Genomic DNA, 24,705 nt, shown 5'->3' with positions numbered 1-24,705 from the left:
AGGAAACAACATGGCAAGCATCCGTACCGCCCGCGTCCTCGCCGCCGTCTCCGCCCTCCCGCTCGCCGCCGCTCTCTTCGCCGGTGTCGCCGCCGCGGGCAACGGTGCGATCGCGGACGACGGATCGAGCGCCAACGCCGGTGTGGCAGGCATCATCGGCAGCGGTGTCGGCCACGACAACAACGGCAACTCCTCCACCACGCAGCAGAACGCGGTGGGCAACGGTGCCTCGAACCAGAGCAACACCGCGCAGGTCAACGGCTCCGCGTGGACGGCCATCCAGCAGGGCAACCGCAACGTCGCCGTCCACTTCACCGAGCTGTGGTAAGCCCCGCCTGAGACCTGGTGGGGTGTGCTCTGTGGGGATGAAGCGCGCCTGCGCGGCGGTACTCCGGTACCGCCGCGCAGGCGTTTTTCCTGCGCGCTGCTTCCCGGCAGCTCTCCGGTTCTCCGGTTCTCCGGTTCTCCGGTTCACCGGTTCTCGGTTCACCGGTTCACCGCCTTGCGGTCCACCGCTTCTCGGCAGCTCTCCTTCCTCCGGCCTTCCTTCTTCCGGCTCTCCGCGCCGTCTGTTCGACCTTGACAGTGAGCCGTATCTGACGGACAGTCAGAAACCATGCATCTGGCCCCCACCGAACGCCAGCAGCGGCTGCGCGCCGAACTCCGTGCCTACTTCCGGTCCTTGATCCCGTCCTCCGCCCCCGAGACGCCCGAGGAACGCCGTGCCCTGCTGCGCAGCATCGGCGCGGACGGTCTGCTCGGCCTCGGCTGGCCCGTCGAGTACGGCGGCCAAGGGCGGGGAGCCGACGAGCAGTTCGTGTTCTTCGACGAGGCGTACCGGGCCGGCGCCCCCGTCTCGATGGTCACGCTCAACACGGTCGGGCCCACGCTCATGAAGTACGGCAGCGACGAACAGAAGGCCCGCTTCCTGCCCGGCATCCTCAGCGGCGACCTGGTCTTCGCGATCGGCTACAGCGAACCCTCCGCCGGCACCGACCTCGCCGCACTGCGGACCCGGGCGGTGCGGGACGGCGACGGCTGGCGGATCGACGGGCAGAAGATCTTCACCTCGGGCGCCCAGCACGCCGACTGGATCTGGCTGGCCTGCCGTACCGACCCCGAGGCGCCCAAGCACCGGGGCATCTCGATCCTCCTGGTTCCCACCGACGCGCCCGGGTTCTCCTGGACCCCGATCGAGACGGTGGGCGGCCAGATCACGACGGCGACGTACTACGACGGTGTCCGGGTCCCCGCAGGGAACCTGGTCGGCGCCGAGCACGACGGCTGGTCGCTCATCACCAACCAGCTCAACCACGAGCGGGTCGCCCTCGCCGCGACCGCCATGCAGGCCGAGGACTTCTACCAGGCAGCGCTCACCGCCGCCCGCACCCCCGATCCGGTGACGGGTCGACGCCGTGTTGACGAGTCCTGGGTGCGTTTTCGGCTGGCCGAAGCGCATGCCCGGCTGGCGGCAAACCGCCTGCTCAGCTGGCGTTTGGTGGGTGATACGGGAGCCGGTCGGGTGGCCCCCGCGGAGGCCAGTGGCGTGAAGTTCGCGGGAACGGAATCGGCAGTCGCGACGTATCGCATGTGTCAGGAGATCGTCGGCGAGGCGGCATTGGTCCGGTCCGGATCGCCGGGGGCGTTCGAGGACGGCGAGCTGGAGAGGCTCAACAGGGCGGCGCAGATCAACACGTTCGGGGGCGGGGTGAGCGAGGTGCAGCGGGAGATCGTCGCGACGATGCGGCTCGGGATGAGGAGGGGTGGCCGTGGCCGGGGGGACTGACCAGCAGGGGGTGCGCCCTCCCACGGACGACCTGGGGGTGCGGCTCAAGGTGTACGAGGGACAGCCGGCCGCGGTCTCGGGCGTGGGCCGGGACCCGGTCAACCTGCCCATGGTCCGGCACTGGTGCGAGGCGATGGGCGACACGAACCCGGCGTACGAGGGACCGGACGCGATCGCCCCGCCCACCATGCTCCAGGCCTGGACGATGGGCGGCCTGTCGGGACACGCGGGGCGCACCGGCGCGTACGACGAGCTGATGACCCTGCTCGACGACGCGGGCTGCACCTCGGTGGTCGCCACCGACTGCGAGCAGGAGTACGTGAAGCCGCTGCGGCCGGGTGACGAGGTGGTCTTCGACACGGTGATCGAGTCGGTGTCCGAGCGGAAGCGGACCAAGCTGGGCACGGGGTACTTCGTCACCACCCGCACGGACGTCCGCGTCGGGGACGACCTCGCCGGCACCCACCGCTTCCGCATCCTCAAGTACGCGCCGAGCGGCCGCCCGCCCGCCGGGAAGGCCCGGCGTCCCCGCCCGGTGGTCAACCCGGACAACGCCGGCTTCTGGGAGGGCGTGGCCGAGGGCCGCCTCCTCATCCAGCGCTGCACCGGCTGCGGCACCCTGCGCCACCCCTGGTTGCCGGGCTGCAACGCCTGCGGCTGCCTCGACTGGGACACGGTCGAGTCGGCCGGCGAGGGCACGGTCTATTCGTACGTCGTGATGCACCACCCGCCCTTCCCGGCCTTCGCCCCTCCGTACGCGGTCGGCCTGATCGAACTCACCGAGGGCGTGCGGATGGTGAGCAACGTGGTGGGCGTGCCGTACGACAAGGTGCGGATCGGTCTGCCGGTGCGGGTGGAGTTCCGCCGGTACGAGGACGAGGAGGAGGCGCTGATCCTGCCCGTCTTCCGGGTCGTCGACGTTCTCGACGTTCTCGACGTTCTCGACGATCCCGCCGCTCTCGGTGCTTCCGGTGCTCCCGGTGGGGAGGCCTGACATGGACTTCACACCCACCGAGGCGCAGGCCGAGGCCCGTGACCTGGCCGCCAGGGTCTTCGCCGACCTCGCCACCCATGAGCGGCTGCGGGCCGCCGGCACCGGCAGCGACCCGGAGTTGTGGAAGGCCCTCACCGCGGCCGGGCTGGTGTCCGCCGTGGAGGAACTGGGCCTGCTGGGGCTGGTGCTGCTCCTGGAGGAACAGGGGCGCACCACGGCCCAGGTGCCGTACGCGGCGAGCTGTGTGTACGGGCAGCTGGCGATCGCCGCCCATGGCACGACCGAACAGCGACAGCGGCTGCTGCCGGGGATCGGGGACGGATCGGTGGTCGTCGCCGGGGCGTTTCCTGCCCAGCAGGGGGTACGACCCTCCGCGCGCGGCGGGCTGACCGGCACCGCCCCCGTCGTCCCGTGGCTGCGCGACGCCACGCATGTCCTGGTCGCGGACGCCGGCCGGCGGCTCTGGCTGGTGCCGCTCGGGGACGGCACCGGCATCGAGGAGACCGAGCTGACCGCACCTTGGTCGGCGGGGCGCCTCACGTTCCACGACGCCCCCGCCGAGCCCCTCGGCACCGCCCCTGCCCCCGGGGGCCCCGGCCCCTACGCCGACGTCCTGGCCACCGCCCGCACCGCCTTCGCCGGACTCCAGGCCGGTGTCTGCGCGGGCTCCCTCGCCCGGGCCGTCGCGCACACCAACACCCGCGAGCAGTTCGGGCGCCCGCTCGCCACCCGGCAGGCCGTCCAGCTCCGGGCCGCAGACGCCCATATGGACACCGAGGCGATACGGGTGACGGCGTACGAAGCGGCCTGGCGGCGGGACGCGGGGCTGCCGTACATCACGCATGCGCTGACCGCCGCCTGGTGGGCCTCCGAGGCGGGGCAGCGGGTCGTGCACACGGGCCAGCATCTGCACGGCGGCGCGGGCGCCGACGTCGAGCATCCGGTGCACCGGCACTTCCTGTGGGGGCGCCAGCTGGACGCATATCTGGGCAGCGGAAGCGAAGTGCTACAGGAACTGGGGGAGTTGATCGCGAGTGGGGACTGAGACGACACGGCCGGGCGTGGGCACCCAGCTGCCGCCACTGGAGATCCCGATCACGCGGACGCTGATCGTGGCCGGCGCGATCGCGTCCCGGGATTACCAGGACGTGCACCACGACGTCGAACTGGCCCGCCGGAAGGGCTCTCCCGACATCTTCATGAACATCCTGACCACCAACGGCCTGGTCGGCCGGTACGTCACCGATCACTTCGGCCCGACGGCCGAGATCCGCAAGGTCGCCATCCGGCTGGGTGCGCCCAACTACCCGGGCGACACGATGGTGTTGACCGGCCGGATCGAGGAGCTGGACGAGGTGACGGGGACGGCGACGGTCCGGGTGGTCGGCGCCAACGGCATCGGCAACCATGTGACGGGCACGGTGGCCGTCACCCTCACCGCGACCGCGACCGCGGCCACGGCCAGGGTCACTGTCACCGCCACCGACGAGGTGGACTCATGAGCGTGCGGGGCCGGGACTCGCTCGGCGGGCGGGCGGCGATCGTGGGGATCGGTGCCACCGAGTTCTCCAAGGACTCGGGGCGCAGTGAGCTGCGGCTGGCGGCGGAGGCGGTGCGGGCCGCGCTGGACGACGCGGGGCTGACTCCGGCGGACGTGGACGGGATGGTGACGTTCACGATGGACACCAGCCCGGAGATCACCGTGGCCCAGGCCTGCGGGATCGGCGAGCTGTCCTTCTTCTCCCGCGTGCACTACGGCGGTGGCGCGGCCTGTGCGACGGTCCAGCAGGCCGCGCTGGCGGTCGCGACCGGGGTCGCCGAGGTGGTGGTCTGCTACCGGGCGTTCAACGAGAGATCGGGCCGCCGCTTCGGCTCGGGCGTGCAGCATCGGGAGCCGTCGGCGGAGGGCGCGGCGCTCGGCTGGGCGCTGCCGTTCGGGTTGCTCACCCCCGCCTCCTGGGTTGCGATGACGGCACAGCGCTATCTGCACACCTACGGACTGACCCCGGAGGTGTTCGGGCATGTGGCGGTGGTGGACCGCAGATACGCGGCGACCAACCCGGCCGCCTACTTCCACGGCCGTCCCATCACCCTCGCCGACCACGCGGCCTCCCGCTGGATCGTCGAGCCGCTCCGTCTGCTGGACTGCTGCCAGGAGACGGACGGCGGACAGGCCCTCGTCGTCACGTCGGTGGAGCGGGCGCGTGATCTGCCGCATCGGCCGGCCGTGATCGCGGCGGCCGCGCAGGGCGCAGGCCGGGCCCAGGAGCAGATGACCAGCTTCTACCGGGACGACCTGACCGGGCTGCCGGAGATGGGTGTGGTGGCCCGCCAGCTGTGGCGCACGTCCGGGCTCGCCCCGGCCGACATCGACGTGGGGATCCTGTACGACCACTTCACGCCGTTCGTGCTGATGCAGCTCGAGGAGTTCGGGTTCTGCGGACGCGGGGAGGCGGCGGACTTCGTGGCCGAGGAGCGGCTCCCGCTGAACACGCACGGGGGACAGCTCGGGGAGGCGTACCTCCATGGGATGAACGGGATGGCGGAAGGGGTGCGCCAGCTGCGCGGCACGGGCGTGAACCAGATACCGGGCGCGGACCGGGTCCTGGTGACGGCCGGTACCGGGGTACCGACGTCGGGGCTGGTCCTGACCTCGGACGAGTGAACCGGAAGCCGGCCGGGGAGCGGCCCGCCGCCTGCGCCGTACCGCCCCCTCAGGGGTAAACCCGCAGGAGCACTGCCCCGTACTCCACCTTCAGGAGGTGTAGCCAACCCCACCCCTACAACCTGAGGCGGACTCTCCTTCGGGACCTGCGGCCGATCCGCCGCAACACCGCTCGCTCATAGCGTGGAGCCATGACCACACCCGTCTGCACCAGCGCTTCGGACGCCGCTGTCTCGGCGAGGCAGACCCGCGCCTACCCGCTCCCCTACCCGTCCTTCGCGTCGTACGTCAGGGCCCGCCAGCCGGTCCTGCTGCGCACCGCCCGGTCGTTGACCGCGAACCCCAGTGACGCCGAGGACCTCCTCCAGACCGCGCTCGCCAAAACGTACGTGGCCTGGGAGCGGATCGAGGACCACCGGGCGCTCGACGGCTATGTGCGCCGGGCGCTGCTGAACACCCGGACCTCACAGTGGCGCAAGCGCCGGGTCGACGAGTTCGTCTGCGACGAACTGCCCGAGCCGGAGCCGGCGGGCGGCGGGGACGACCCGGCCGAGCGGCAGGCGCTGCACGACGCGATGTGGCGCGCGATCACGAAGCTGCCCGCACGGCAGCGGGCGATGGTCGTGCTGCGGTACTACGAGGACCTCAGCGAGGTGCAGACGGCCGAGGTGCTCGGGGTGTCGGTGGGCACGGTGAAGTCCGCGGTTTCGCGTGCGCTCGGCAAGCTGCGTGAGGACCCCGAGCTGGACGTCGCCCGATAGACCGGACCGCAGCGGCCGGACCGCCGCCGGACGGTGTTGGTCTGCTCTCCCTAGTGACATACCGCACGGTATGTGCGCAGAATCAGCGCAGTCCCTTTTACCGCCGAGTAGGGCAATGTCGCCCCCGGGAGGACGCCGTGCTGAGCACCATGCAGGACGTACCGCTGCTGATCTCCACGATCCTGACGCATGGGTCGAGGGTTCACGGCGAGTCACAGGTGACCACCTGGACGGGCGAGGCCGAGCCGCACCGCCGCAGCTTCGCCGAGGTCGGCACCCGCGCCGCCCAGCTGGCCCACGCCCTGCGCGACGACCTGGGTGTCCAGGACGACGACCGTGTGGCCACTCTCATGTGGAACAACGCGGAACATACCGAGGCATACTTCGCGATTCCCTCCATGGGTGCGGTCCTGCACACGCTCAACCTGCGGCTGCCCGCCGAACAGCTCGCCTGGATCGTGAACCACGCGGCCGACCGGGTCGTGATCGTCAACGGCTCGCTGCTGCCGCTGCTCGCCCCGCTGCTGCCGCACCTCAAGCCGTTGCGGCATGTCGTGGTCTCCGGCCCTGGCGACCGTTCCCTGCTGGACGGCGCGACCGTGGCCGTACACGAGTACGAGGACCTGATCGCCGGCAAGCCGACGGCGTACGACTGGCCGGAGCTCGACGAACGCCAGGCCGCCGCCATGTGCTACACCTCCGGCACCACCGGCGACCCCAAGGGCGTGGTGTACAGCCACCGTTCGATCTATCTGCACTCCATGCAGGTCAACATGGCCCAGTCGATGGGCCTGACCGACCAGGACACCTCCCTGGTCGTCGTACCGCAGTTCCATGTCAACGCCTGGGGCCTGCCGCACGCCACCTTCATGACCGGCGTCAACCTGCTGATGCCGGACCGCTTCCTCCAGCCCGCCCCGCTCGCCGCGATGATCGAGAGCGAGCGGCCCACGCACGCGGCCGCGGTTCCCACCATCTGGCAGGGCCTGCTCGGCGAACTCACCGCCAACCCCCGGGACGTCGCCTCGCTCACCCAGGTCACCATCGGTGGCTCGGCCTGCCCGCCCTCCCTCATGGCCGCCTTCGACAAGCTGGGCATGCGGGTCTGCCACGCCTGGGGCATGACGGAGACCTCCCCGCTCGGCACGGTCTCGCGGCCGCCGGCCCACGTGGTCGGCACGGAGGAGGAGTTCGCCTACCGCCTCACCCAGGGCCGTTTCCCGGCCGGTGTCGAGGCCCGGCTCACCGGCCCCGGCGGCGAACGCCTCCCCTGGGACGGCGAGTCGGCCGGCGAGCTGGAGGTGCGCGGCCCCTGGATCGCCGGCGCCTACTACAACGGCCCCGACGCCGACCCCCTGCGCCCCGCCGACAAGTTCAGCGAGGACGGCTGGCTGAAGACCGGTGACGTCGGCACCATCTCCCCCGACGGCTTCCTCACCCTCACCGACCGCGCGAAGGACGTCATCAAGTCCGGCGGCGAGTGGATCTCCTCGGTCGAGCTGGAGAACGCGCTGATGTCCCACCCGGACGTCGCCGAGGCCGCGGTGGTCGCCGTACCCGACGACAAGTGGGGCGAGCGTCCGCTGGCGACCGTGGTGCTGCGGGAGGGCTCCAGCGCGACCTTCGAGACGCTGCGCACGTTCCTCGCGGAGGAGGGCCGCATCGCGAAGTGGCAGCTGCCGGAGCGCTGGACGGTGGTGGAGTCGGTGCCGAAGACGAGCGTGGGCAAGTTCGACAAGAAGGTGCTCAGGAGGAAGTACGCCGACGGTCAGCTGGACGTCACCAGCCTGTGAAGCGCACCTTCAGGGGCGCGGGAACTGCGCGACCAGCCACGTCCAACCGCAAGTCGGCTGACGTCAGTTCCCCAATGGCGCTTCCTCAGTTCGTACCGATCCGTGCCAGCAAGTCCACGATCCGGCTCTGCACCTCGGTACTCGTCGACCGCTCCGCGAGGAACAGCACCGTCTCACCGGACGCCAGCCGAGGCAGATCGGCCTGGTCGACGGCCGCCGTGTAGACGACCAACGGCGTCCGGTTGAGCTGCCCGTTCGCGCGGAGCCAGTCGATGATGCCGGCCTGGCGGCGGTGGACCTGCATCAGGTCCATCACCACCAGGTTCGGCCGCAACTGCCCGGCCAGCGTCACCGCGTCCGCGTCGCTCGCCGCCCGCGCGACCTGCATCCCGCGCCGTTCCAGCGTCGCGGTCAGGGCGAGGGCGATCTCCGCGTGCTCCTCGATGAGCAGCACCCGCGGCGGATGCTGCTCGCTGTCCCGGGGCGCGAGCGCCTTCAGGAGTACGGCGGGATCGGCACCGTACGCCGCCTCGCGCGTCGCCTGACCCAGCCCGGCCGTGACCATCACCGGCACCTCGGCCGCCACCGCCGCCTGCCGCAGCGACTGCAGTGCGGTCCGGGTGATCGGCCCGGTCAGCGGGTCCACGAACAGCGCCGCCGGGAACGCGGCGATCTGCGCGTCGACCTCCTCACGGGAGTGCACGATCACCGGCCGGTAGCCGCGGTCGCTCAGCGCCTGCTGGGTGGTGACGTCCGGCGCGGGCCACACCAGCAACCGGCGCGGGTTGTCCAGCGGCTCCGGGGGCAGCTCGTCGTCCATCGGCTGGGGGCGCGGCGGATCCGCGACCTCGACCGCCCCGCCCGGACCGTCCAGCGGCTCCGGGCCCTCGGCGGCGTTCACGTCCGGTGCGCCTATCGCGTACGACCGTCCAGCGCCCTCGGTGGCGCCCGTGAGCCGGGACTGCCCGGCCAGCGACGGCTGGGGCATCGGCTGGGCCACCGGCTGCTCGGCCGACGGATGCGGCCGGGCCGCCTGCTCGGGCTGCTGCTGCTCGTTGCGGGTGCCCAGCTTGCGGCGCCGTCCGTTGCCGCCCGGCTGGTGCGGGGGCGGGGTCGCCGTCGGCTGCTGCACCTGAGCGGCCTGCCGCGAGAACGGCACCCCCTGCCCCAGCGTCCGCACGCTGAACGCCTTGCCCTGTGTGGAGTCCGGGTCGGCCGGCGGGGGCGTCGCCGCCTCTGCGGGCAACGGCTGCGCGCCACGCGTGGGTTGAGGGGCGGGCGGGGGCGCTTCGTCGGCGCCGCCCGGCCACTGCTGCGGTACGGGAGCCACGGGGGCTGCCTGCGCCGGGAGGGGGAGCGGGAGCGGGAGCGGCTGGGCGGGGGCCGGGGTGGCTTCGGCGGCGGGGGCGGCCCGGGGCGGGACCGGCTGGCCCGGGGCCACCGGAGCGGGGCCCTGCGGCTGTGCCTGCGCCCTTGCCGGTACGGCGGCCACGCCCGGCAGTGCCTGCGAAACCGGCTGGCCGGGCTGGCCGGGCTGGCCGGGCTGGCCGGGCTGCGGCCCGGCGGCCACCGGGCCGGCGGGGACGCCGGACGGCGCGACGACCGGGCCCGCGGGCCCGGCCTGCGCCTGGATGCCCTGGCCGGGCTGACCAGGCTGACCAGGCGGAACCGGCTGACCGGGGGCGGACGCCTGCGCGGGTACCGTCGGTACCACTTGCGACCCGGCCGGGGCGCCCTCCGCGGGCTGCCCCATGGCCCGTCGACGGCGGCCCGTCGGCGCGTTGGTGGGGTGCGGCTGCGGCGGGGTGTGGTCCTCGGCCTGGTCGTGCGCCACGGCGTCGTGCCGGCCCTCCTCACCCGCCACCGAGCCCGCCGCCACGGCCGGCTCGGGGGTGCGGTCGGCCTCGGCGGGCGGCAGCGCGAACACCGGGCGGGGTCCCGCCTGCTGCTGCTCGGCCCGCTCCGCCCGCTCGGCAGCCGCGGCCAGCGCACGGCGCCGGCGCCCGCTCGGCTGCCCTTCGTCGTCCTGTGGCGCAGCGACCGCGGGCAAAGCCGCCGGCAGCGCCTGCCGCTCGTCGGGCTCGCGCCGGGCCCGTCGCCCCGCCGCCGGCGCGGGCACGCCCTGCGGCGGAACGGTGCCACCGAGCCCCGTACCCGAGGCGGCCGTACCGGCACCCTGCTCGGCGGCCGTCACCACGGCACCCTCGGAGACACCGGCGACACCTGCGACGCCCGGGTCTGCGTCCGCGTCGGCCGGACGTCCGCGCCGCCGCCCGGTACCGCCGGACCCCGACCCCGACTCCGCGTGCTCGGCGCTCTCGATCGCGGCGGGCCCGCCCTCCTGGGCTGCCACATCGGCGGCACGCCGGCGTCGCCGCCCGGTCGGCGCCGCGCCCGGAACCTCGCCCTCGCCGGCGTCGCCGCCGGGCATGTCGCTCTCCAGGAAGGCGTCCACGGAAGCCCGCCGGGCCCGCCGCCGTCCACCGGCACCGGTGTCGTCGGCGGCAGGGATCGTAGCCACCGCCGTACCGGGCGGAGGGGGTACGGCCCCGGCGCCGCCCCCGATCGGCACCTCCAGGACGAACGCGCTGCCGCTCATGCCCGGCACCTCGTGCGTCTGAAGCACACCGCCGTGCGCGCGTACGATCCCGCGCACGATCGGCTCGTGCACCGGGTCGCCCCCGGGGTACGGCCCGCGCACCTCGATACGCACGACCTCACCGCGCTGCGCCGCCGCGACCACCACCGTGTTGTCCATGTAGCCGCCGGCGGAGACGGGCGCGTTGCCGGTCGCGTCGACACCCGCCACGTCCGCGACGAGATGTGCGAGCGCGACGGCGAGCCGCTGCGGATCCACCTCGGCCTCGATGGGCGGCGCGTGCACGGCGAACTGGACCCGCCCGGGCCCGATCAGCTCCACCGCCCCGTCCACACCGGCCGCGACGACCGCGTCCAGCATCACTTTCGTGCGGTTGACGTCCTCGGTCCCGGCGTCCAGCGCCTGGTAGCCGAGCACGTTGTCGATGAGCTGGGTGATACGCGAGTAACCGGCCGAAAGGTGATGGAGGACCTGGTTGGCCTCGGGCCACAGCTGCCCGGCGTCGTCGGCGGCGAGCGCGGCCAGTTCCCGGCGCAGCTCGTCGAGCGGGCCGCGCAGCGACTGCGCGAGCAGGGTCAGCAGCTGCTCGTGCCGCCCGGAAAGGGCCTCGTACCGGTCCTTCTCGCGCTCACCGAGGGCCGCGTACCGCTCCTCGCCGGACGCCAGCTCCTCGGCGTGCCGCTCGCGCAGCTCCTCGACCTCGGTGACGTGCTTCTGGCGCAGCGCGGTCAGGTCGGAGGCGTGCTCCTCGGAGAGCCTCTCCAGCTCTTCGGCGTGCGCCTTCTCCTGGGCGTCCTTCGCCTCGGCGAGGGCGTCGTACGGCCGCCGGTCGGTGAAGGTCATCACGGCGCCGACGAGCTGGTCGCCGTCGCGCACCGGCGCGGTCGTCAGATCGACCGGCACCTTCTTGTCGCCCTTGGCCCACAGCACCTGTCCACGCACCCGGTGCTTGCGCCCGGAGCGCAGGGTGTCGGCGAGCGGCGACTCGGCGTACGGGAAGGGCGAGCCGTCCGGACGCGAGTGCAGCACCAGATTGTGCAGCTCCTTGCCGCCCAGCTCACCGGCCCGATATCCCAGTATCTGAGCGGCGGCCGGGTTCACCAGCACGATCCGCCCGTCGGTGTCCGTCCCTACGACACCCTCGCTCGCGGCCCGCAGAATCATCTCGGTCTGCCGCTGCGAGCGGGCCAGCTCGGCCTCGGTGTCCACGGTCCCGGTCAGGTCGCGCACGACGAGCATCAGCAGCTCGTCGGCGCCGTAGCCGTAACCGTCGTACGCCTGCTGACCGTTCTCCAGGTTGGCGCTGGTGACCTCGACCGGGAACTCCGAGCCGTCGGTCCGCCGCGCGATCATGCGGGTCGGTTTGGTCCGCCCGCGCGGGTCCATGTGATCGGGCCGCCGCATGGATCCGGGGATGAGCCTTGAGTCGAACTGCGGCAGCAGATCGAGCAGCCCGCGCCCGACCAGCGCGGTGCCCGGCGCCTCGAACGTCTCCAGGGCGATGGTGTTCGCGTTGACGACGGTTCCGTTGGCGTTGACCAGTACCAACGCATCCGGCAGCGCGTCCAGTATGGCTGCGAGGCGAGCAGCGCCTCGGGATGGCCTGCTGCTCACGAGACGCTTCCTCCCTGTTACCGCACCTTGCCGACCGCTCGGGCCATCTTGCCAACCGGCCCGCGACGTGTCACGCGAGGGAGTCTAAAGGCACCGATTGCGCTCATGAGGCCGGATGAGAGGGAGGTCGCACGACGAAGTGACGGCGAACATGTGACCGACACGCCTCATCTCCGCCTCACCTTCGCGAGACTTTTACGGGAGCGGGGCTTCCGCCATGAGACGGCTGTGCTGTCGTTTGGGGTGGCTGGACCCCGACGACCTGGGGTCTATGAAGTGAGGTCGGGCAGCAGGGGCACCATCCGGTTCCAGCGCCCGATCTCGCAACCGTTGCTGCGGTCGTAGGTCGCGTCGACCGGCCGGCCGGCCCAGGTGCCGGTGACATGGGCGGTGGCCGGGCCGCCGTAGAGCATGGTGCAGGCGGTCCCGGGGGCGACCGGGGCGAAGGTGTCCCGCCCCCAGCGCGTGTTCCGGTCGAGCGCCTGGCACGCCCCGTCCACGTCCGGGTGACTGCCGGCGTCGGGATGACAGGACAGCTCGTACGTCCCGTCCCGCCCGTCGCCGGCGTGCCGCACGGTGACGGTGAGGTGGTCGCCCTGGACGGCGGCCGAGGCGGGCAGAGCGGGGAGGGATCCGAGAACGGCGGCGACGGCCCCGAGGGCGCCCCGCACGGCGAAGTGAGACATGCCCTGCCCAACGCGTGGCGCGCCCGGACGTTGCGCGGCGCCCCCGACCACGAGAAGGGCTTTGCCCTGCGGCCCGGCTGCCTAGTACCGTGGGAGCCGATTGGTGACAGCACGCTCGACTGTGTCATCATCTGCACGCACCACTCGCGCTCGCGCGGGCGGCTGTGCGGGAGGCGTCGCCTAGTCCGGTCTATGGCGCCGCACTGCTAATGCGGTTTGGGCCTTAAAGCCCATCGAGGGTTCAAATCCCTCCGCCTCCGCACCTGACTCAGGGAGCTCGACCATTTTCGGTCTGGGCTCCCTGATTCGTTTTACGGGTCCGTATTGCCGCGCCTTCGCCCAGCTGTGATCCCGGCAACTCCTACCGCCCGTCGGCGCCCCGGACCGCCGGGCACCGCCTCCCGACGGCCGGCCAACCGTGGCCCGCAAGACCGCTCAGATATGGCGTTTCCGCAGGTCACAAGGGGTGCACCTAACGGATTTCACATGGCGGCGGCAGTCATGTAATGTTCTTCCTGTCGCCGCGAGCGGGCCAGAAGGGCCGGGAGCGAAGACAGAAAACAAGAGAACAAGCACTCGTAGCTTAACGGATAGAGCATCTGACTACGGATCAGAAGGTTGCAGGTTCGAATCCTGCCGAGTGCACACGGTACAAAGGCCCCGGGTTGCTCCGGGGCCTTTGACGTTTCGCTGCCGACAGACTACGGACACCGGCTCCCAAGCGCTTCGCCGTGGGCGGCCAGGTCACCCATGACGTGTACGCCAAGATGACCAAGCTGCAGGACCGCCGTGCCCGGTCAGGGCACGCCAGGCCCCGTCGGGGACCTGTAACGAAAGGCAGACCTCTCATCGAACCGACGTCGCTGTTCTCCGCCCCGGAAGGGCAACCTCGCCGTTCCACCGCCGTATCACCGCCTCCGACGACCGCGCCCTTCCAGGCCCCGGACTTCGGAGAGGACGAGATCTTCTTGTCCGAGGACGCACAACCGCACCGCCCGCCAACTGTCTGAGGTGTTCCCGCTTGCGAGGGGCTGCCGGGGCGGACGGTGAGGTAGGTCCACCGGGTCCATGTGCTGCCGGTCTGGGCGGCCTTGGACGGTGGCGTGTAGTGGGCGCGGATGCGGTAGTGGTCGTTGCTCGTGAAGAGTTTGAGAGATCGGCCGTAGCCGTACCAGCCGTCGGAGTACAGGGGCACGCACCTCTGCGAGGTGGCCTGGTGCCAGGCTCCCGAGTGGTAGTGATCGACGTACACCGAGGTACAGCCGCTGGACTCACGGGGCGTGACCTGGACGTTGAAGCCCATGTTGACTTCGGACTTGTAGAAGACCTGGTAGGTGGTGGATCCGATGCGGGTGGTGGCGAGCGGCCACTGCATCTGCGTCCGGACCGTCGGCGTGAGGATCGCGTTCTTCGTCACCGTGCGCGGTGCGTAGCGGTAGTCACCCGCGAAGGCCGCGCTGAAGATGTTGCGGGTGATCTTGTAGGACGCGACGAGGTTCCCGTGAGCGTCGACCTTGGCGCTCTTGAGCAGTGTCCCGGAATGTCAGTGCCGCCCCCTACGCTCGCGAGTGATGGCACAGGTGTGGAGATGCTCGGGGCTGCGGTGGTCGGACGACGGGCCCGTGCTGCTGTGGAGCGGTGGGCGGCGCAGTGTGCTCGGGCCGGGGAAGCGCGTCGCCTTCAGGACGGCCGACGGGGGTGTGCGGGAGTGTGTCGGGGCGCGTGGGCATCCCTGCGCGGTACGCGCGTCCGTGTCCGGGCGGAGCACCGGCGCGCGCTGCGAGGAGTGTGCCCGGCTGGACCGGGCGCACTCCGTGGCCGCCGACGGCATCGCCGACGATCCCCGGCCGTATCACGTGTATCTGGCCTGGTTCGGGCCCGGAATGGTCAAGGTCGGGATCACCGCCGTCGAGCGTGGATCGGCGCGGCTGCTGGAGCAGGGGGCCGTGTGCTTCAGCTGGCTGGGTGCCGGGCCGCTGATGGCAGCGCGGCGGGCCGAGGAGCTGTTGCGGGCCGCGCTCAGGGTGCCCGACCGGATTCCCTACGGCGACAAGCGTGTCGTACGGGCCGCCCTGCCGGGAAGCGACGCCGAACGGGCCGCCGAGGTCGTGGTGTTGCATGGACGGGCCCTGGCGCTGGGTGCATGGCCCGAGGCGCTGGTTCCTGAGCCGTGCCAAGTCATCGACCATGTAAGGGTGTTCGGGCTGGGCGCGGTGCCCGCAGCCGTCGGCGAGGTGGTCGAACTGGTCGCGGGCGGCGTGGTGAGCGGTGAGCTCGTCGCGGCCGCCGGGCCGGATCTGCATCTCGCCACCCGGCGTGGGGTCGTCGTCCTCGACACGCGCTTGCTGCCCGGGTGGGAGCTGACCGCCGTCGAAGCGGGTGCGGAGGGTGAACTCGGTGTACCCGTACGAGAGTTCACCGCGCCCCAGGAGGGGCTGTTCTGACCCGCGCCGAACGCCCGGGAAGGATCCGCGAAGAGCCCTGCCAAGGTCCGCCCCGACCCGCTCCGCGAGCGCCCGGCCGCCTGCCCCGGTACGCTCTCATCAGCGGTTCATCGGCGTTTCATCAGCGGGCCGGGGCGCACACCGGACGTACATGATCCGCACAGTCCGGGGCGGGCGCGGTCACGAGTTCGTGCGCACGTGATGGGATTCCCAGGCGTTCCCTGAGAGGCGCCTGTGTGTTTCTTAGGGAAATCACAGATTAGTGAAAGCGTGTTCTCAGAGGACCCCGACAAGGTGTCCACCATGACCACGACCTCGCCCCAGGGGCGCACCGAACTGCTGAGGCCGGACGGGAGCCCCGTCCGAGTGCTTGTGGTGGACGACGAGCTGTCGATCACCGAACTCCTCTCCATGGCCCTCCGTTACGAGGGCTGGCAGATCAGGAGTGCGGGTGACGGGCAGGGTGCCATACAGACCGCCCGGGAGTTCCGGCCCGACGCCGTCGTCCTCGACATGATGCTGCCCGACATGGACGGCCTCACCGTTCTCGGTCGCCTGCGGCGCGAGCTCCCCGACGTGCCCGTGCTGTTCCTCACCGCGAAGGACGCGGTCGAGGACCGGATCGCCGGTCTCACCGCGGGCGGCGACGACTACGTCACCAAACCCTTCAGCCTCGAAGAGGTCGTGGCCCGGCTGCGCGGGCTGATCCGCCGCTCCGGTGCCGCCGACCGGCGGTCAGACTCGGTGCTCGTCGTCGGTGACCTCACCCTGGACGAGGACAGCCACGAGGTCTCGCGGGCCGGGGACTCGATCCACCTCACCGCCACCGAGTTCGAGCTGCTGCGCTTCCTGATGCGCAACCCGCGGCGCGTGCTCAGCAAGGCACAGATCCTGGACCGGGTGTGGTCGTACGACTTCGGCGGGCAGGCCAACGTGGTCGAGCTCTACATCTCGTACCTGCGCAGGAAGATAGACGCCGGCCGGGAGCCGATGATCCATACCCGGCGTGGGGCCGGTTACCTGATCAAGCCCGCCGCGTCATGAGCGGGCGACGACGGCCGCGTGCGCAGAAGCGACGAGCAGGACAGCCGCGCACCCTGCGGACCCGGCTCGTCGTCGTGTCAGTGACGCTGATCGCCGTGGTCTGCGCGGTGATCGGGACCGTCACCACCCTCGTGCTGCGCGACCACCTGTACGGGGAGCTGAACAGCAACCTGCGCGAGGTCGCACTGCGCGCCGCCGGCGGGCCAGTGGGCGGCTTCGACGGCAAGGGCAGCCCCCTGGCCGGCAACGCCGACAAGCTCAAGCCGGAGCAGAGGAAGACCCTCGCGGAATTCGTCGCCAACGGGCCGCAGCCGCAGCGGACGCTCGCGGCCCAGGTCGAGAACGGGTCGATCACCAGCGGCAAGGTCGGCACCAAGCAGAACACCTCCGCCGGCTACACCCAGATGACCCCCGCGAGCCTCACCGAGGCCCAGCTCAAGGTGCTCGGTTCCGTCGCCCAGGACCAGAGGGCGCACACGGTCGACATCCCGGGCCTCGGCACGTACCAGGTCCAGTACGTCGTGGGCAACAACGGCACCTTCTACGTCGGCATCCCCACCTCCGACGTCGACGGCACCATCAACACCCTGATCATCGTCGAGATCAGCCTCACCCTCTCCGGCCTGATCGCCGCCTCCCTCGCCGGCACCGTGATGGTCGGCGTGGCCACCCGGCCGCTGCGCAGGGTCGCCAACACCGCCACCCGCGTCTCCGAACTCCCCCTGCACACCGGCGAGGTCAACCTCAGCGAGCGGGTCCCGGAGTCGGAGTGCGACCCGCACACCGAGGTCGGCCAGGTCGGCGCCGCGCTCAACCGCATGCTCAACCACGTGCACGGCGCCCTGCACTCCCGTCAGCAGAGCGAGATGCGGGTACGGCAGTTCGTCGCCGACGCCAGCCATGAGCTGCGGACCCCGCTCGCCTCCATCCGCGGCTACGCCGAACTCACCCGGCGCGGACGGGAGGAGGTCGGGCCCGACACCCGGCACGCCCTCGGCCGTATCGAGTCCGAGGCCGGCCGGATGACCCTCCTCGTCGAGGACTTGCTGCTGCTCGCCCGGCTGGACGCGGGCCGTCCGCTCCAGTTCGAGCACACCGACCTCATCCCGCTCGTCGTCGACACCATCAGCGACTCGCGCGCGGCCGGCATGGACCACAACTGGCGGCTGGATCTGCCCGACGAGCCGGCGCTGGTGGCCGCCGACGCGGCCCGTATCCAGCAGGTGCTGGTCAATCTGCTCGGCAACGCGCGCAAGCACACCCCGCCGGGGACGACCGTCACCGCCCGTATCCAGCGGCGCGGGCCCTGGATGTGCGTGGACGTCGAGGACAACGGGCAGGGCATTCCGCCGGATCTGCTGCCGCACGTCTTCGAGCGGTTCGCGCGCGGCGACTCCGCCCGGTCGCGGTCCACCGGGTCCACCGGTCTGGGGCTCGCCATCGTGCAGGCCGTCGCGTCCGCGCACGGCGGCGCCGTCACCGTGGACAGTGTTCCCGGCTGCACGGTGTTCACCCTGTATCTGCCCGCGCTTGCCCCGGCGGCCCCCCAGCCCGCCGCCGAAACCAACTGGCAATCGCACTCACAGGCACAGCACAGTGCCACCACATGGGTGCAACAGGGCACTTGACCAGAGTCGTTCCCATGCGAACCGACTCTTCTCCCGGCACCCTGCCGGCGCGGGAGCACCTCCCGGCCGGAGACGCCGGTACGCCTGTCCTGGACGTAGTGATCCCCGTCTACAACGAGGAGAAGGACCTCGGCCCATGCGTCGTCAGACTGCATGACCACCTCAAGCGCACCTTCCCGTACGCGTTCCGCATCACCATCGCGGACAACGCGTCCACGGACACCACTCCCCAGGTGGCGAAGCGGCTTGAGGCGGAGCTGGCCGAGGTCAAGTCGTTCCGGCTGGAGCAGAAGGGCCGCGGCCGTGCGCTGCGGACCGTCTGGTCGGCCTCGGACGCGCCGATCCTCGCGTACATGGACGTGGACCTCTCGACCGACCTGAACGCGCTGCTGCCACTGGTGGCGCCGCTCATCTCCGGCCACTCCGACCTGGCGATCGGTTCCCGGCTGGCCCGCTCGTCGCGCGTGGTGCGCGGCGCCAAGCGGGAGTTCATCAGCCGCTCGTACAACCTGATCCTGCGCGGCTCGCTGCAGGCCCGCTTCTCGGACGCGCAGTGCGGCTTCAAGGCGATCCGGCGCGATGTCGCACAGGTGCTGCTGCCGATGGTCGAGGACACCGGCTGGTTCTTCGACACCGAGATGCTGGTGATCGCCGAGCGCGCGGGCCTGCGCATCCACGAGGTGCCGGTCGACTGGGTCGACGACCCCGACTCGACGGTGCACATCGTGAAGACGGCCACCGACGACCTCAAGGGTGTGTGGCGGGTCGGCAAGGCCCTGGCCACCGGTTCGCTGCCGCTGGACCGGATCGCCCGCCCCTTCGGCGACGACCCGCGCGACCGCGACATCCAGGACGTGCCGAAGGGCCTGACCCGTCAGCTCGTCGGTTTCTGTGTGGTCGGCGCCCTGTCGACCCTGTTCTACCTGGTCCTCTACAGCCTCTTCCGGCAGTTCTCCGGCTCGCAGGTCGCCAACGCGCTCGCGCTGCTGGTGTCGGCCGTGGCCAACACGTCGGCCAACCGGCGCCTCACCTTCGGGGTGCGCGGCCGGGGCGGAGCGGTCCGGCACCAGGCACAGGGTCTGGTCGTCTTCGGTATCGGCCTCGCGCTGACCAGCGGTTCGCTCGCCGCCCTGAACGCGGCGAGCAGCGACCCCGCGCACTCCACCGAGCTGACGGTGCTGGTCGCCGCCAACCTCGCCGCGACCGTCCTGCGCTTCCTGCTCTTCCGCGCCTGGGTCTTCCCGGACCGCGACGGCAGCCGGCAGCCCTCCTCCACGGTGGCGGCCACGCACAGCCCGTCGTCGCCGACGTACACCACGGCCCCCCGGGGATACCAGCCGCAGGGCCCGCTCCCGCAGCGCCCGGCACACCAGCCCTACGCCGAGGGCGGCACCACGACCACCACCCAGTTCCGCGCCGGTGAAGCCGCGGACGGCACCTGGAGGGACGCGACCATGCAGTTGCAGCCGGTGCGCCCCCATGACACGGATCCGGGGGATGCCCGATGAGCAGCACCCACACCGACCACCCGACACAGTGGGGCCCGGCCCCCACGGCTCCCCCGCCGCCCCGGCACACGCCGGACGTCCAGGACGACCGGGACATCCCGGCTCCACCAGTGCCGCAGGCGGGCTCGGGCGAGCCCCGGCAGCCCTTCGTCCGCAGACTCTGGCGCGGCCGCCCCGAGGACCCCCGCTGGGCGCGCCCGGCCTTCCTCGGCCTGCTGGTCGCCACCGCGGCGCTCTACTTCTACAACCTGAGCGCCTCCGGCTACTCGAACTCCTTCTACTCGGCCGCCGTCCAGGCGGGCACCAAGAGCTGGAAGGCACTGTTCTTCGGTTCGCTGGACGCGGGCAACGCGATCACCGTCGACAAGCCCTCGGCGTTCCTGTGGCCGATGGAGATCGCGGCCCGGATCTTCGGCCTGAACTCCTGGACGATCCTCGGGCCCGAGGTCCTCATGGGCGTCGGCACGGTCGCGGTCGTCCACGCCTCCGTGCGCCGCCGGTTCAGTCCCGCGGCCGGTCTGATCGCGGGCGCCGTGCTTGCGCTCACCCCTGTCGCGGCGCTGATGTTCCGGTTCAACAACCCCGACGCGATGCTGGCCCTGCTGATGGCACTGGCCTGCTACTTCGTCGTCCGCGCCGTCGAGGACGGCAGGACCAGGTGGCTGGTGTGGGCGGGCGTGGCGATCGGCTTCGCCTTCCTCGCCAAGACCCTCCAGGCCTTCCTGATCCTGCCGGCGCTGGCGTTCGTGTACGCGGCCGTCGGCCCGCACAAGCTGAAGAAGCGGATCGGTCAGCTGGCCCTGGCGACCGGCGCGCTGATCGTCTCCGCCGGCTGGTGGGTCGCGATCGTCGAGCTGTGGCCGGCCTCCTCCCGCCCCTACATCGGCGGTTCGCAGAACAACAGCTTCCTGGAGCTGACCTTCGGCTACAACGGCCTCGGCCGGATCAGCGGCGACGAGACCGGCAGCGTCGGCGGCGGTGGCGGCGGTACCGGCACCGGTCAGTGGGGCGCCACCGGCTGGGACCGGATGTTCAACTCCGAGATCGGCAGCCAGATCTCCTGGCTGCTCCCGGCCGCGCTGATCCTGCTGGTCGCGGGCCTGGTGGCGACGCGCAAGCTGAAGCGGACCTCGGTGACCCGGGCCTCGTTCCTGGTCTGGGGCGGCTCGCTGCTGATCACCATGGTGGTCTTCAGCTACATGGCCGGCATCTTCCACCAGTACTACACGATCGCCCTCGCCCCCTACATCGCCGCGGTGATCGGCATGGGCGCGGGCCTGCTGTGGGAGAAGCGCGCCGAGCTGTGGGCGTCGATCACCCTCGCCGCCGCCGTGGTCTCGGCCGCGGTCTGGGGTTACGTCCTCCTCAACCGCACCTCCACCTACCTGCCCTGGCTGAAGTGGCTGGTCCTGATCGGCGGTCTGGCGGCCGCGCTCGGCCTGATCTTCGCGGGCCGGATCAGCCGCCAACTCGCCCTCGGGGCGGCTGCGGTGGGCCTGGTGGCCGCGCTGGCGGGCCCGACGGCGTACACCCTCAGCACGGTGAACTCCGCGCACACCGGCTCCATCCCGACGGCGGGCCCGGCGGGCGCGAGCATGATGGGCTTCGGCGGCGGTCCCGGCGGTCCCGGCGGGCGCGGCGGCCGAGGCGGCGCGGGCGGCGGCGGTGGCTTCGGCCAGGGCAACAACGGCACCACCCAGAACCAGCAGGGTCAGAACGGCCGGCAGGGCTTCCCTGGTGGCGGCAACGGCGGCTTGGGCGGCGGCACCGGCGGCGGTATGCCGGGCCAGAACCAGCAGGGTCAGGGCCAGAACGGGAACGGGAGCACGCAGAACGGCAACGGCTTCCCGGGCGGCGGCCGGATGGGCGACGGCGGCGGCATGGGCGGCGGTGGCGTCGGCGGCCTGCTGAAGGGTGCGACCGTCACCTCCGAGGCCAAGAAACTGCTGGAGAAGGACGCGTCCAAGTACACCTGGGTCGCGGCGGCCATCGGCGCCCAGAACGCGGCGAGCTACCAGCTGGCCACCGACGACTCGGTGATGGCGATCGGCGGCTTCAACGGCACCGACCCGTCCCCGACGCTGGCCCAGTTCAAGGAGTACGTGGCGGACGGCAAGATCCACTACTTCATCTCCTCCGGCACCGGCGGCGGCATGGGCGGCAGCAGCAGCGGCACGTCCTCGCAGATCACCTCGTGGGTCGAGAAGAACTTCAAGAAGGTGACGGTCGGTTCGTCCACCTTCTACGACCTCACGCAGAAGGCGAGCAGCTAGCAGCCGGCAGTAGCCCGAAGCAAGGCCGAAGTAAGGGGCGGTGACCACGGTCGCCGCCCCTTACTTCATATCTGCGTTGTACGCCGTATAGGAGCTCCCTTACGGTGTACAGCATGACTTCTCAGGGCCACCCCCAGCGCTGGCTGATCCTCGGTGTCATCTGCCTCGCGCAGCTCACCGTGCTGCTCGACAACACCGTTCTCAACGTGGCCATCCCCTCCCTCACCCGGGAGCTGCACGCGGCCACCGCGGACATCCAGTGGATGATCAACGCGTACTCGCTCGTCCAGTCCGGCCTGCTGCTCACCGCCGGCAGCGCGGCCGACCGCTACGGCCGCAAGAAGATGCTGATCACCGGCCTGGTCCTGTTCGGCGTGGGTTCGCTGGCCGCGGGACTGGCCGGCTCCACGGCCCAGTTGGTCGCCGCGCGGGCCGGCATGGGCGTGGGCGGCGCACTTCTGCTCACCACCACCCTCGCCGTGGCGATGCAGATCTTCACCCCCGACGAGCAGCCCAAGGCGATCGGCATCTGGGCCGCCGTCAACGCGCTCGGCTTCGCCGCAGGCCCGCTGATCGGCGGGTTCATGCTCAACCACTTCTGGTGGGGCGCGATCTTCCTGATCAACCTCCCGGTCGCGGCGCTGGCCCTGGCAGCGGTCGTGGTCCTGGTCCCCGAGTCGAAAAACCCCCAGGGCGACCGCCCCGACCTCCTCGGCGCGCTGCTCTCCACGATCGGCATGGCCGCACTGGTCTTCGCGATCATCTCCGGCCCGGATCACGGCTGGACGTCCGCGCGGGTGCTGGTCACGGCGACCGTGGCGGTCGTGGCCCTGTCCCTGTTCGCGTACTGGGAGAGCCGGATCCCGTACCCCATGCTCGACCCCCACTTCTTCAGGGACCGCCGCTTCACGGGGGCCGTGGCCGGTGCGGTGCTCATCACCTTCGGCATGGGCGGCGCGCTGTTCCTGCTCACCCAGCACCTGCAATTCGTCCTCGGCTACGGCCCCTTGGAGGCCGGTCTGCGCACGGCACCGCTCGCGCTCACGGTCGTCGCCCTCAACTTCACGGGCCTGTCGGCCAAGTGGGCGACAAGGCTGGGTACGCCGGTGGCGATAGCCCTGGGGATGCTGCTGATGTCACTCGGGCTGGTGTCCATCGCCGTACTGGATTCGAGCGGGTACGGCGGTACGCTGCTCGGTCTGCTGCTGATCGGAGCGGGGTGCGCGATCGCCAACCCGGCGATGGCGCACGCCATCATGAGCGCGATTCCGCCGGAGAAGGCCGGGGTGGGTGCCGGGATCAACGGCACCCTGGCCGAGTTCGGCAACGGGTTGGGGGTTGCGGTGCTGGGTGCGGTGCTGAGTTCCTGGGTGGCGTCGGGGAAGTCCCTGTCGGCGGGGCTGGGGGCGGGGCAGTTGGTGGGGGCGGCTGCCGTGGTGGTCGGGGGGTTCGTGGCGGCGGGGCTTCTCAGGAGGGCGGAGAGGAATGCCGCCTGAGTGTGAGGGGGTATGGGTCGTTTTGGGGGTGCGTGGGTTGTGGGCGGCTGGTCGCGCTCGCGCGGCGGTAGCCGCATGTCGGACATAGCCCCGCGCCCCCAAAGAGGCGTTGCCGCTTTAGCATCTTGAGAAGTGATCGTCGAGGAGGGGGTCGTGATGGCGCGGGCCAGTGTGTGGCTGGAGGAGAAGGTCCACAAGGGCGGCCGTACCGGGCAGCCCTCCGGGCTCGACCGCGATCGCATCACCTCGGCCACCGTCCGGCTCCTCGACTCCGACGGGCTCGACAAGTTCTCCATGCGGCGTCTCGCGGCTGAGCTCAACGTGACCGCCATGTCCGTGTACTGGTACGTCGACACCAAGGACGACCTGCTCGAACTCGCCCTCGACGCGGCCTTCGGAGAGCTGCGGCTGCCCGAGGTGACCGACGGCGACTGGCGGGAGCAACTGCGGGCCCTGGCCACGGAGTACCGCGCGCTGCTGGTCCGCCACCCCTGGCTCTCCCCGCTGGCCGGCCGTTACCTCAACGTCGGCCCCCACTCGCTGGCCTTCTCCCGAGTGGTCCAGCAGGTCGTGCGTCGCGCCGGCCTGCCCGCCCACGGGGTGACCGGCGCGATCTCGGCGGTCTTCCAGTTCGTCTACGGCTACGGCACGATCGAGGGCCACTTCGCCGAGCGGGTGGCCGCGGCCGGCATGACCCCGGACGAGTACTTCAGCACCGCGATGAACGCGGTGACCGAGGCCCCCGGCACCGCGCAGATCATCGAGGAGTCGAAGGACCTCATGGCAGCAAGGGGCGGCGACACGGTCGCGGAAATGCTGGACCGGGACTTCGCATTCGCCTTGGACCTGCTGATCGCGGGCATTGAGGCCAAGGTGACCCGACCCACCTGAGGGGCTAGGGGCAATGCCGGTGACCGGCATTGGGGCTAGGGGGCGTCCGGCGAGGCCAAACGGGCCGGGAATCCGCCGGTGGCGACCGGCCCCCACTTCTCCGGCGTCACCCGGATGATCGACTTCCCCTGCTTCAGCATCGCCGCCCGGTACTCGTCCCAGTCCGGATGCTCACCGGCGATGTTCCGGTAGTACTCGACCAGGGCCTCCACGGACTCCGGCGAGTCGATCACCTCGGCACGGCCGTCGATCTGGACCCACGGCCCGTTCCAGTCGTCGCTCAGGACGATCACGCTCACCCGCTCGTCCCGCTTGGCGTTCCGGGTCTTGGCCCGTTCGGGGTAGGTGGAGGCCACGATCCGACCGGAGTCGTCGACCCCGCAGGTCAGCGGCGACCCCTGGGGGCTGCCGTCGGCGCGGCGCGTGAGCAGGATCGCGCGGTGGCGGGGTCGTACGAAGTCCAGCAGTTCGTCGAGGGAGACGGCGGTGTTCGTCGCGATGTTCGGTGCCATGCCGCCAGCCT

The 24,705-nt window shown here is 71.3% G+C and carries 18 protein-coding genes and 2 tRNA genes; 17 read left to right on the top strand and 3 right to left on the bottom strand.

Features of this window, described 5'->3' with window-relative positions; translation table 11 throughout:
* Positions 1-10 precede the first annotated feature (10 nt).
* The 8 genes from ACZ7OO_RS10730 (at position 11) to ACZ7OO_RS10695 (ending at position 7,999) form a co-directional block, all read left to right on the top strand.
* On the top strand, positions 11-328 hold the full coding sequence (locus ACZ7OO_RS10730) for a hypothetical protein (protein WP_471503605.1): 318 nt from the start codon (positions 11-13) through the stop codon (positions 326-328).
* Between the two features lie 288 nt (positions 329-616).
* The gene (locus tag ACZ7OO_RS10725) at positions 617-1,786 is read left to right on the top strand and encodes an acyl-CoA dehydrogenase family protein (protein ID WP_471503603.1); all 1,170 of its coding nucleotides are present in this window, start codon (positions 617-619) and stop codon (positions 1,784-1,786) included.
* Positions 1,770-2,780 (top strand): bifunctional MaoC family dehydratase N-terminal/OB-fold nucleic acid binding domain-containing protein, encoded by a 1,011-nt coding sequence (locus ACZ7OO_RS10720; RefSeq protein WP_471503601.1) that lies wholly within the window; start codon positions 1,770-1,772, stop codon positions 2,778-2,780. The genes ACZ7OO_RS10725 and ACZ7OO_RS10720 overlap by 17 nt, the downstream gene beginning before the upstream one ends.
* A 1-nt stretch (position 2,781) precedes the next feature.
* Positions 2,782-3,825 carry an acyl-CoA dehydrogenase family protein gene (locus tag ACZ7OO_RS10715; protein ID WP_471503599.1) on the top strand — a complete coding sequence of 348 codons (1,044 nt, stop codon included), beginning with the start codon at positions 2,782-2,784 and terminating at the stop codon, positions 3,823-3,825.
* Positions 3,815-4,282 carry a MaoC family dehydratase gene (locus tag ACZ7OO_RS10710; protein ID WP_471503597.1) on the top strand — a complete coding sequence of 156 codons (468 nt, stop codon included), beginning with the start codon at positions 3,815-3,817 and terminating at the stop codon, positions 4,280-4,282. Before ACZ7OO_RS10715 ends, ACZ7OO_RS10710 begins: the two co-directional genes overlap by 11 nt.
* Entirely contained in the window at positions 4,279-5,445 is a 1,167-nt protein-coding gene (locus ACZ7OO_RS10705; RefSeq protein WP_471503595.1) for a lipid-transfer protein, read from the top strand. Before ACZ7OO_RS10710 ends, ACZ7OO_RS10705 begins: the two co-directional genes overlap by 4 nt.
* A gap of 191 nt (positions 5,446-5,636) precedes the next feature.
* On the top strand, positions 5,637-6,206 hold the full coding sequence (locus ACZ7OO_RS10700) for a SigE family RNA polymerase sigma factor (RefSeq protein ID WP_471503593.1): 570 nt from the start codon (positions 5,637-5,639) through the stop codon (positions 6,204-6,206).
* 149 nt (positions 6,207-6,355) lie between these two features.
* Positions 6,356-7,999, top strand: coding sequence for a long-chain fatty acid--CoA ligase (locus tag ACZ7OO_RS10695; protein ID WP_471504240.1), 1,644 nt, complete (start codon positions 6,356-6,358; stop codon positions 7,997-7,999).
* An 85-nt stretch (positions 8,000-8,084) separates the two neighbouring features.
* On the opposite strand, the gene ACZ7OO_RS10690 is transcribed toward ACZ7OO_RS10695, so the two are convergent.
* On the bottom strand, positions 8,085-12,212 hold the full coding sequence (locus tag ACZ7OO_RS10690) for a hybrid sensor histidine kinase/response regulator (protein WP_471503591.1): 4,128 nt from the start codon (positions 12,210-12,212) through the stop codon (positions 8,085-8,087).
* A gap of 269 nt (positions 12,213-12,481) precedes the next feature.
* Positions 12,482-12,898: an SSI family serine proteinase inhibitor gene (locus ACZ7OO_RS10685; RefSeq protein WP_471503589.1), complete on the bottom strand. Its 417-nt coding sequence runs from the start codon at positions 12,896-12,898 to the stop codon at positions 12,482-12,484.
* A 169-nt stretch (positions 12,899-13,067) separates the two neighbouring features.
* On the opposite strand from ACZ7OO_RS10685, the gene ACZ7OO_RS10680 reads away from it, so the two are divergent.
* The 9 genes from ACZ7OO_RS10680 to ACZ7OO_RS10640 all read left to right on the top strand — a co-directional run bounded on the left by ACZ7OO_RS10680 (position 13,068) and on the right by ACZ7OO_RS10640 (position 24,182).
* Positions 13,068-13,158 (top strand) — tRNA-Ser (locus ACZ7OO_RS10680).
* 312 nt (positions 13,159-13,470) lie between these two features.
* Positions 13,471-13,543, top strand: a tRNA-Arg gene (locus tag ACZ7OO_RS10675).
* 926 nt (positions 13,544-14,469) lie between these two features.
* The gene (locus ACZ7OO_RS10670) at positions 14,470-15,342 is read left to right on the top strand and encodes a DUF2797 domain-containing protein (RefSeq protein WP_471503587.1); all 873 of its coding nucleotides are present in this window, start codon (positions 14,470-14,472) and stop codon (positions 15,340-15,342) included.
* A 303-nt stretch (positions 15,343-15,645) separates the two neighbouring features.
* A complete protein-coding gene (locus ACZ7OO_RS10665; RefSeq protein WP_165955629.1) occupies positions 15,646-16,386 on the top strand; it encodes a response regulator transcription factor in 741 nt (246 codons plus the stop codon).
* On the top strand, positions 16,383-18,014 hold the full coding sequence (locus ACZ7OO_RS10660) for an ATP-binding protein (RefSeq protein ID WP_471503585.1): 1,632 nt from the start codon (positions 16,383-16,385) through the stop codon (positions 18,012-18,014). The genes ACZ7OO_RS10665 and ACZ7OO_RS10660 overlap by 4 nt, the downstream gene beginning before the upstream one ends.
* Before the next feature lie 14 nt (positions 18,015-18,028).
* Positions 18,029-19,522: a bifunctional glycosyltransferase family 2/GtrA family protein gene (locus ACZ7OO_RS10655; protein WP_471503583.1), complete on the top strand. Its 1,494-nt coding sequence runs from the start codon at positions 18,029-18,031 to the stop codon at positions 19,520-19,522.
* Positions 19,519-21,795, top strand: a complete 2,277-nt coding sequence (locus ACZ7OO_RS10650; protein ID WP_471503581.1) for a mannosyltransferase YkcB-related protein — start codon at positions 19,519-19,521, stop codon at positions 21,793-21,795. The genes ACZ7OO_RS10655 and ACZ7OO_RS10650 overlap by 4 nt, the downstream gene beginning before the upstream one ends.
* Positions 21,796-21,908: 113 nt before the next feature.
* Positions 21,909-23,291 (top strand): MFS transporter, encoded by a 1,383-nt coding sequence (locus tag ACZ7OO_RS10645; protein WP_471503579.1) that lies wholly within the window; start codon positions 21,909-21,911, stop codon positions 23,289-23,291.
* A gap of 156 nt (positions 23,292-23,447) precedes the next feature.
* Positions 23,448-24,182 (top strand): TetR/AcrR family transcriptional regulator, encoded by a 735-nt coding sequence (locus ACZ7OO_RS10640; protein WP_471504238.1) that lies wholly within the window; start codon positions 23,448-23,450, stop codon positions 24,180-24,182.
* Positions 24,183-24,217: 35 nt separating this feature from the next.
* Here the strand turns inward: ACZ7OO_RS10640 and ACZ7OO_RS10635 are convergent, their stop codons facing one another.
* The gene (locus ACZ7OO_RS10635; RefSeq protein ID WP_471503577.1) at positions 24,218-24,694 is read right to left on the bottom strand and encodes a PPOX class F420-dependent oxidoreductase; all 477 of its coding nucleotides are present in this window, start codon (positions 24,692-24,694) and stop codon (positions 24,218-24,220) included.
* Positions 24,695-24,705: the final 11 nt, after the last annotated feature.

The organism is Streptomyces sp. NPDC111744, assembly GCF_055634995.1.
Note: the sequence above shows the minus strand (reverse complement) of the source record. Positions and strands in the feature narration are given on the sequence as shown.

Coding starts and splice junctions, on each gene's coding strand:
- ACZ7OO_RS10685 (WP_471503589.1), bottom strand. CDS start 12,898: ATGTCTCACTTCGCCGTGCGGGGCGCCCTCGGGGCCGTCGCCGCCGTT.
- ACZ7OO_RS10665 (WP_165955629.1), top strand. CDS start 15,646: ATGACCACGACCTCGCCCCAGGGGCGCACCGAACTGCTGAGGCCGGAC.
- ACZ7OO_RS10660 (WP_471503585.1), top strand. CDS start 16,383: ATGAGCGGGCGACGACGGCCGCGTGCGCAGAAGCGACGAGCAGGACAG.
- ACZ7OO_RS10715 (WP_471503599.1), top strand. CDS start 2,782: ATGGACTTCACACCCACCGAGGCGCAGGCCGAGGCCCGTGACCTGGCC.
- ACZ7OO_RS10635 (WP_471503577.1), bottom strand. CDS start 24,694: ATGGCACCGAACATCGCGACGAACACCGCCGTCTCCCTCGACGAACTG.
- ACZ7OO_RS10725 (WP_471503603.1), top strand. CDS start 617: ATGCATCTGGCCCCCACCGAACGCCAGCAGCGGCTGCGCGCCGAACTC.
- ACZ7OO_RS10695 (WP_471504240.1), top strand. CDS start 6,356: ATGCAGGACGTACCGCTGCTGATCTCCACGATCCTGACGCATGGGTCG.
- ACZ7OO_RS10705 (WP_471503595.1), top strand. CDS start 4,279: ATGAGCGTGCGGGGCCGGGACTCGCTCGGCGGGCGGGCGGCGATCGTG.
- ACZ7OO_RS10640 (WP_471504238.1), top strand. CDS start 23,448: ATGGCGCGGGCCAGTGTGTGGCTGGAGGAGAAGGTCCACAAGGGCGGC.
- ACZ7OO_RS10655 (WP_471503583.1), top strand. CDS start 18,029: ATGCGAACCGACTCTTCTCCCGGCACCCTGCCGGCGCGGGAGCACCTC.
- ACZ7OO_RS10645 (WP_471503579.1), top strand. CDS start 21,909: ATGACTTCTCAGGGCCACCCCCAGCGCTGGCTGATCCTCGGTGTCATC.
- ACZ7OO_RS10700 (WP_471503593.1), top strand. CDS start 5,637: ATGACCACACCCGTCTGCACCAGCGCTTCGGACGCCGCTGTCTCGGCG.
- ACZ7OO_RS10670 (WP_471503587.1), top strand. CDS start 14,470: ATGGCACAGGTGTGGAGATGCTCGGGGCTGCGGTGGTCGGACGACGGG.
- ACZ7OO_RS10650 (WP_471503581.1), top strand. CDS start 19,519: ATGAGCAGCACCCACACCGACCACCCGACACAGTGGGGCCCGGCCCCC.
- ACZ7OO_RS10730 (WP_471503605.1), top strand. CDS start 11: ATGGCAAGCATCCGTACCGCCCGCGTCCTCGCCGCCGTCTCCGCCCTC.